The organism is Actinoplanes sp. NBRC 103695 (genome assembly GCF_030269485.1).
In the GTDB taxonomy this organism is placed as follows: Bacteria; Actinomycetota; Actinomycetes; order Mycobacteriales; family Micromonosporaceae; genus Actinoplanes.
This window is the reverse complement of record NZ_BSTL01000002.1, coordinates 291,027-297,571: the sequence shown is the minus strand read 5'-3', so window position 1 is coordinate 297,571 and position 6,545 is coordinate 291,027. Positions and strand designations below refer to the sequence as shown.

General features: G+C 72.3%; 9 protein-coding genes. 1 reads left to right on the top strand and 8 read right to left on the bottom strand.

The features are described from left to right. Positions 1 to 19 precede the first annotated feature (19 nt). The 7 genes from priA to hisD are packed head-to-tail and all read right to left on the bottom strand — an operon-like array spanning position 20 to position 5,072. The gene (priA, locus tag QSK31_RS03740; protein WP_285680910.1) at positions 20 to 745 is read right to left on the bottom strand and encodes a bifunctional 1-(5-phosphoribosyl)-5-((5-phosphoribosylamino)methylideneamino)imidazole-4-carboxamide isomerase/phosphoribosylanthranilate isomerase PriA; all 726 of its coding nucleotides are present in this window, start codon (positions 743 to 745) and stop codon (positions 20 to 22) included. Positions 746 to 772: 27 nt separating this feature from the next. Further along, positions 773 to 1,090: a hypothetical protein gene (locus QSK31_RS03735; RefSeq protein ID WP_285680909.1), complete on the bottom strand. Its 318-nt coding sequence runs from the start codon at positions 1,088 to 1,090 to the stop codon at positions 773 to 775. Beyond that, the gene (hisH, locus tag QSK31_RS03730; RefSeq protein WP_352244360.1) at positions 1,087 to 1,854 is read right to left on the bottom strand and encodes an imidazole glycerol phosphate synthase subunit HisH; all 768 of its coding nucleotides are present in this window, start codon (positions 1,852 to 1,854) and stop codon (positions 1,087 to 1,089) included. Before hisH ends, QSK31_RS03735 begins: the two co-directional genes overlap by 4 nt. Next, positions 1,854 to 2,012: a CG2302 family histidine operon protein gene (locus tag QSK31_RS03725; protein WP_285680908.1), complete on the bottom strand. Its 159-nt coding sequence runs from the start codon at positions 2,010 to 2,012 to the stop codon at positions 1,854 to 1,856. Before QSK31_RS03725 ends, hisH begins: the two co-directional genes overlap by 1 nt. Next, the gene (hisB, locus tag QSK31_RS03720) at positions 2,012 to 2,623 is read right to left on the bottom strand and encodes an imidazoleglycerol-phosphate dehydratase HisB (RefSeq protein WP_285680907.1); all 612 of its coding nucleotides are present in this window, start codon (positions 2,621 to 2,623) and stop codon (positions 2,012 to 2,014) included. The genes QSK31_RS03725 and hisB overlap by 1 nt, the downstream gene beginning before the upstream one ends. Continuing rightward, entirely contained in the window at positions 2,620 to 3,765 is a 1,146-nt protein-coding gene (locus QSK31_RS03715) for a histidinol-phosphate transaminase (protein ID WP_285680906.1), read from the bottom strand. The genes hisB and QSK31_RS03715 overlap by 4 nt, the downstream gene beginning before the upstream one ends. Continuing rightward, positions 3,762 to 5,072, bottom strand: a complete 1,311-nt coding sequence (gene hisD, locus QSK31_RS03710) for a histidinol dehydrogenase (protein ID WP_285680904.1) — start codon at positions 5,070 to 5,072, stop codon at positions 3,762 to 3,764. Before hisD ends, QSK31_RS03715 begins: the two co-directional genes overlap by 4 nt. Positions 5,073 to 5,210: 138 nt before the next feature. On the opposite strand from hisD, the gene QSK31_RS03705 reads away from it, so the two are divergent. After that, complete coding sequence (locus tag QSK31_RS03705) at positions 5,211 to 5,924, top strand: LON peptidase substrate-binding domain-containing protein (protein ID WP_285680903.1); 714 nt, start codon at positions 5,211 to 5,213, stop codon at positions 5,922 to 5,924. Here QSK31_RS03705 and QSK31_RS03700 read toward each other — a convergent pair. Beyond that, complete coding sequence (locus QSK31_RS03700; RefSeq protein WP_285680901.1) at positions 5,839 to 6,543, bottom strand: hypothetical protein; 705 nt, start codon at positions 6,541 to 6,543, stop codon at positions 5,839 to 5,841. The genes QSK31_RS03705 and QSK31_RS03700 overlap by 86 nt on opposite strands. Positions 6,544 to 6,545: the final 2 nt, after the last annotated feature.

Below are 6,545 nucleotides of genomic sequence, written 5' to 3'. Positions count from 1 at the left end.
GACGCAGGACCGGGGGTCGTCATGCGGCCGCCAGCACGTCGAGCGCCTCACGCACGGTGAACGCCCCGGCGTAGAGCGACTTGCCCGCGATCACGCCCTCCACCCCGACCGTCTCCAGCGTGGCCAGGGCACGGAGATCGTCCAGGGTGGACACGCCGCCGCTGGCGATCACCGGCCGGTCGGTCCGCTCGCACACGGAGCGCAACAGCTCGAGGTTGGGCCCGCGCATGGTGCCGTCCTTGGTGATGTCGGTGACCACGTACCGCGCCGCGCCGGCCTTGTCCAGGCGGGCCAGCACCTCGTACAGGTCACCGCCGTCGCGGGTCCACCCGCGTGCGGACAGCGTGCTGCCGCGCACGTCGAGCCCTATCGCCACGCGGTCGCCGTACTCGCCGACGATCCGGTCGCACCACTCCGGGTCCTCCAGCGCCGCGGTGCCGATGTTGACCCGGGCCGCGCCGGTGGCCAGCGCACGGGTCAGCGACTCGTCGTCGCGGATGCCGCCGGACAGTTCCACCTTCACGTCCAGCCGCGAGACCACGTCGGCGAGCAGCGCGGCGTTGGACCCGCGGCCGAACGCGGCGTCCAGGTCGACGAGATGCACCCACTCCGCGCCGTCCGACTGCCACGCGAGCGCCGCCTCCAGCGGGTCGCCGTAGGCGGTCTCCGACCCGGCCGCCCCCTGCACCAGGCGCACGGCCTGACCATCGGCGACATCAACAGCGGGCAGCAACTCGAGCGTCACAACAGACTCCAGATGTGGAAAGAAAGATCAGCGCCGGCCGAGAACGACGGCCGTCAAAGCGGGCAGGACCAAAAGGATCAAGGCGATGAGTACGAGCCGGAGCGCGACCTCGGGCACCAGGAACCACACCGCCGACGCCGCGACGAGGGGCACCACGACGAGCCCGACCCGTTCGCGCCGGCTGAAGCGGTGCACTGTCCCGGTGCGCCCGCGCCGCGGCGGCTTGAGCTTGCGCACCAGCGTGCGCCGCCGCATCCGCCGGGCCACCTTGCGGGCGCGGACCGCCTTCTCGCGTTCCAGCACGGCGATGCGTTCGGCCCGCCGTTTCGCGCGTTCCTTGCTCACAGCCGGGTGACCCAGTTGCGCAGCAGCGCGTACCCGGCGTCGCCGGATTTCTCCGGGTGGAACTGGGCGGCCGACAACGACCCGAGCTCGACCGCGGCCGCGAACGGCAAATCGTGGCTCGCGGTCGTCACCGTCGCCCCGGCGTCCCGCAAAAGATCAAGATCCGACGCCGCGTACGAGTGGACGAAGTAGAACCGCTCCCCCGCCGCGGTGTCGTCGAACAGCCGCGACCCGGCTCCCGCCGACACGGTGTTCCAGCCCATGTGCGGGATCCGGGACGCGGTGAGCCGGGTGACCGCCCCGGGCAGCAGCCCGATGCCCTTGGTCTCCACGCCGTGCTCGACCCCGGAGTCGAAGAGGATCTGCATGCCGACGCAGATGCCGAGCACCGGCCGGCCCTGGGCGACGCGCGACGCGATGACCGGCCCGGCGCCGAGCGATTCGATCCCGGCCATGCAGGAGGCGTAGGCCCCGACCCCGGGAACGACCAGGCCGTCGGCCTCGGCGGCGGCGGACAGATCGGAGGTGACGGTGACGTCCGCGCCGGTGCGCGCCAGCGCCCGCTCGGCCGAGCGAAGGTTGCCCGAGCCGTAGTCGAGGATGACCACCCGCGGCCCTGCCGTCGGTCCGGGCGAGGGAGACGGCGAGGGAGCGGGCAGCGGCGAAGGAGACTGCGAGGACGAGCGCAGCGGCGAAGGAGGCTGCGAGGACGAGCGCAGGGGCGAGGGAGACGCCAGCGGCGGTGGCGGGGCCGCGGAGGTCATCAGCTGTTCCCGGGCATCAGCCAAAGCACGCCACCGGTCGCGGCCAGTGCCGCCAGCACCGCGACCAGCCCGATGCTGAATTTCGTGGCGCCCTGCCTGGCCAGCGAGATCACCCCGCCGACGAGGATCCCGGCGATGATGAACAGCACGATCGCCATCAGAGGACGCCCTTGGTGGACGGCAGCTGACCGGCGTTGCGCGGGTCGATCTCGACGGCCTCGCGCAGCGCCCGGCTGAACGCCTTGAACTGCGCCTCGACCACGTGGTGCGCGTCCGGTTTGCCGCCGTCGCGGGCCGCGCGCAGCACGCTGACGTGCAGCGTGAGCTTGGCGGCCAGCCCGAACGACTCGAAGATGTGCCGGGTCATGCTGGTCGGGTAGACCGGGCCGATGTACGGCGCGAGCTCAGGCTCGTCGTGCACCACGTACGGCCGGCCGGACAGGTCGACGGCGGCCCGGCACAGCACCTCGTCCATCGGGATGGTGGCCGCCCCGTACCGCCGGATGCCGGCCTTGTCACCGAGCGCGCGGGCGAACGCCTCACCCAGCGCCAGCGCGGTGTCCTCCATCGTGTGGTGCGCGTCGATCTCCAGGTCGCCCTCGCACCGGATGAGCAGGTCGAAACCGCCGTGCTTGGCGAGTTGGTTGAGCATGTGGTCGTAGAAGCCGACACCGGTGGACAGGTCACCCTTGCCGGTGCCGTCGAGGTCGATCTCGACGAGCACCTTGGTCTCGTTGGTGACGCGCTCGATGCGCGCGGTGCGGCTCACTTCTCCTCCAAAGCGGAAAGGCTGGCGTCCAAAGCCGAAAGAAAGGCGTCGGTCTCGGCGGGCGTCCCGGCGGTCACGCGCAGCCAGCCGGGCAGGCCGACGTCGCGCACGAGCACCCCATTGTCCAGCATGTGCCGCCAAGCAAGTCGCTGGTCACCGCCCACCTCGAAGAGCACGAAGTTGGCGTCGCTGTCGGCCACCCGCAACCCGCGGTCACGCAGCGAACCGACGACCCGGTCACGCTCGGCCTTGATCGCGTCGACGTTCGCGAGCAGGACAGACCGGTGGGCCAGCGCGGCGCGAGCGGCAGCCTGGGTCAAGGACGACAAATGGTACGGCAAGCGGACGAGCTGCACGGCGTCGACCACGGCGGGCGAGGCGGCCAGGTAGCCCAGACGTCCCCCGGCGAACCCGAACGCCTTGCTCATCGTCCGCGTCACCACCAGCCGCTCGTGTGAGGGCAGCAGGGTGAGTGCGCTGGGCGTGCCGGGCCGGGCGAACTCGGCGTAGGCCTCGTCGACGATCACCATGCCGCGCGCCGCACCGAGCACCGCGTCGATCACCGACGGGTCGAGCGCCGTGCCGGTCGGGTTGTTCGGCGAGCAGAGAAACACCAGGTCGGGGTCGTGCTCCGCGACGGCGTCGGCCGCGGCGCCGGCCGACAGCCCGAAGTCCGGGTCGCGGAAGGCGCCGATCCAGCGGGTGCCGGTCCCGGCGGCGAGGAGCGGGTGCATCGAGTACGACGGACCGAACCCGAGCGCCGACCGGCCCGGACCGCCGAACGCCTGCAGCAACTGCTGCTGCACCTCGTTGGAGCCGTTGGCCGCCCACACCTGCGCGGCCGTCAGCCCGAGCCCGAGGTACGCGGCGAGGTCGGCGCGCAGGGCGTCGGCCTCGCGGTCGGGGTAGCGGTTGAGGTCGCGCAACTCAGCGTGCAACGACTTCCCGATCGCGTCCACCACCTCGTCGGGCAGCGGATAGGAGTTCTCGTTGGTGTTCAGCCGCACCGCGACGTCGAGCTGCGGTGCACCGTAAGGGGTCTGTCCACGCAGGTCATCCCGGATGGGAAGAGCGTCCAAGCGGGAGGAGGACGAGGCCACGTCGGGACGAGCGCCGGCGAAGCCCGGCTGAGGCGCGGTCATGACGCGAACCGGGCGGTGACGGCCTGGCCGTGCGCGGGCAGGTCCTCGGCGTTGGCCAGAGCGATCACGTGCGGGGCGGCGTCGCGCAGTGCGGCCTCGTCGTAGTCGATGACGTGGATGCCGCGCAGGAACGACTGCACCGACAGGCCGGACGAGTGCCGCGCGCAACCCGCGGTCGGCAGCACGTGGTTGGAACCGGCCGCGTAGTCGCCGAGCGACACCGGCGAGTAGGCCCCGACGAAGATCGCCCCGGCGTTCCGGACGCGCATCGCCAGGTCGCGGGCGCCGCGGGTCTGGATCTCGAGGTGCTCCGCAGCGTAGGCGTCGACCACCCGCAGGCCCTGCTCCAGGTCGTCGACGAGCACGATGCCGGACTGCCGGCCGCCCAGCGACTCGCGCACCCGGGACTCGTGCTTGGTCGCGCCGACCTGGGTGGCGAGCTGGGCGTCGACCGCGTCGGCCAGGGCCACCGAGTCGGTGACCAGCACGCTGGCGGCCATCGGGTCGTGCTCGGCCTGGCTGATCAGGTCGGCGGCGACGTGCGCCGGCGAGGCCGTCTCGTCGGCGAGGACGGCGATCTCGGTCGGACCGGCCTCGGCGTCGATGCCGACCCGGCCCTGGAGCAGCCGCTTGGCCGCGGTGACCCAGATGTTGCCCGGCCCGGTGATCATGTCGACCGGCGCGCAGGCGTCGGCGTCGTCGGCGCCGGTCGAGCCGTAGCCGAGCATCGCGATGGCCTGTGCGCCGCCGACCGCGTACACCTCGGTCACGCCGAGCAGGGCGCACGCGCCGAGGATGGTGGGGTCGGGCAGCCCGTCGTTGGACTGCTGCGGCGGGCTCGCCACGACCAGCGACGTGACGCCGGCCTCCTGGGCGGGCACGACGTTCATCACCACGGTGGACGCGAGCACGGCCAGGCCGCCGGGGACGTAGAGGCCGACCCGGCCGACCGGTACCCATCTCTCGGTGACCGTGCCACCGGGCACCACCTGAGTGGTGACGTCGGTCCGTTTCTGGTCGGCGTGCACCCGGCGCGCGCGACTGATGGCTTCGAGGAGCGCAGCGCGTACATCAGGATCGAGGGTCTCCGCGGCAGCGGCGATGACAGCGGGCGGCACCCGGAGGCGGGACAGGTCGACCTGGTCGAAGCGCAGGGTGGCGTCGTGGATCGCGGAGAACCCATGCTCCCGGACCGCCTCGACGACGGGGCGGATCTGCTCGACCGCGGCGGAGACGTCGAGTTGAGCACGGGGCAGCAGGTCGCGCGGGTCGTCGAGCGAGCCGCGCAGGTCGATCCGATTCAGCACGCGGGTAAGTCTAGGCCGGGGGTCCGACAGGCTCGCGGGGCGATTCCAGCCATCGGGATGGCCGGTATGCCCGAAAGGCAGAGAGATCGCGACCCCCGGAGTGCGCGCGGACAGCGACCATGCCGATACGCTCGCCTCGTGGGCACGATTCTCCCGGTCTTTCCGCTGAGCACGGTGCTTTTCCCCGGCCTGGTGCTGCCCCTGCACATCTTCGAGGAGCGATACCGCACGCTCGTGCGTGAGCTGGTCGCCGCGCCTGAGGACGGGCCGCACGAGTTCGGCGTGGTGACGTTACGGCACGGTTCCGAGGTGCTGACGGCGGTCGAGGGTGAGCCCGACCCGCCGATGCCCGATACGCCGGTGACCGCCGAGCAGCTCTACGACGTGGGTTGCACCGCGGAACTGCGGCAGGTCACCGAGCTGCCGGACGGGCGCTTCGACATCGTCACCGTCGGCCGGCGACGGTTCCGCGTGCTGGCGGTGACCAGCGGGCCGGAGGGTTACCTGAGCGCCGAGGTGGAGTGGCTGCCCGACGAGGACACCCCCGGCGAGACGGCCGAGTTGCTGGCGCCGCGGGTGCTGGCCGCCTTCCGCACCTACCTCGACCTGCTGCGCCCCGACAGCGAGGTGCTCGACCATGTGCCGGACGACCCGACCGTGCTGTCCCACCTGATCGCGGCGACCGCCCAGCTCACCACCGACGAACGGCAGCTGCTGCTGGCGGCGCCGGACACCGAGACCCGGCTGCGCACCGAGCTCAAGCTGCTCACCCGCGAGGCGGGCCTGCTGGCTCGGGTCCGGGCGGTGCCGGTGCCGCTGTCTGATCTGGCGCGACCGGCCAGCCCGAACTGACGTCGGGCGGCGGCGGCAGCGGCGCGTTGCCCAGGTCGTTGCCGTAACCGGGGCGCGACCCCGGCGTGTCCAGGTCGGGGTCGTTGGCCCAGCCGGCCATCAGGGTCAGCACGATGGCCGCGCCGAACGCGGCGACCAGAAGCGTTCCGTGCGCGCTGAGGTCCGCCGGCGCCGCGTACGTCGCGCCGAGCTCCGACGAGCCCCGCCAGTCCCGGTAGGCTTCCAGGCCGAACAGCCGCCCCGCCTGCCACGCCACCAACGGGCCGGCGAGCGTGCCCAGGATCACCCCGGCAAGCAGCCACGGGCCGCGGTGCCGGCGCAGCACCAGCCACACCACGATGGCCGCGACCACGCCGAACGCCAGGCACAGGATGCTGAACCAGCCGTCCGCGGCGATGTACTCCTCCGGCGACGGGTCGTTCACCACGATCCGTCCCTCGCCCACGTTGATCACCGGGACGGTCGGCGACAGGTAGTGCCAGAGCACACCGAGCGGACCACCGAGGATCGCGAGCACGACCACCGTCAGACCGGCGGCCGCCAGCTCACGGCCGATCGGGCGCCGGCGCGCAGGCGCCGGTTCGGCCCAGGAGTACGGCGCTTCGGGCTCGGGATTCACCC

Bases quoted from the DNA above. Each gene is read 5' to 3' on its own strand.
- hisH (WP_352244360.1), bottom strand. From the start codon at position 1,854: ATGACCTCCGCGGCCCCGCCACCGCCGCTGGCGTCTCCCTCGCCCCTG.
- QSK31_RS03715 (WP_285680906.1), bottom strand. From the start codon at position 3,765: ATGACCGCGCCTCAGCCGGGCTTCGCCGGCGCTCGTCCCGACGTGGCC.
- QSK31_RS03725 (WP_285680908.1), bottom strand. From the start codon at position 2,012: ATGGCGATCGTGCTGTTCATCATCGCCGGGATCCTCGTCGGCGGGGTG.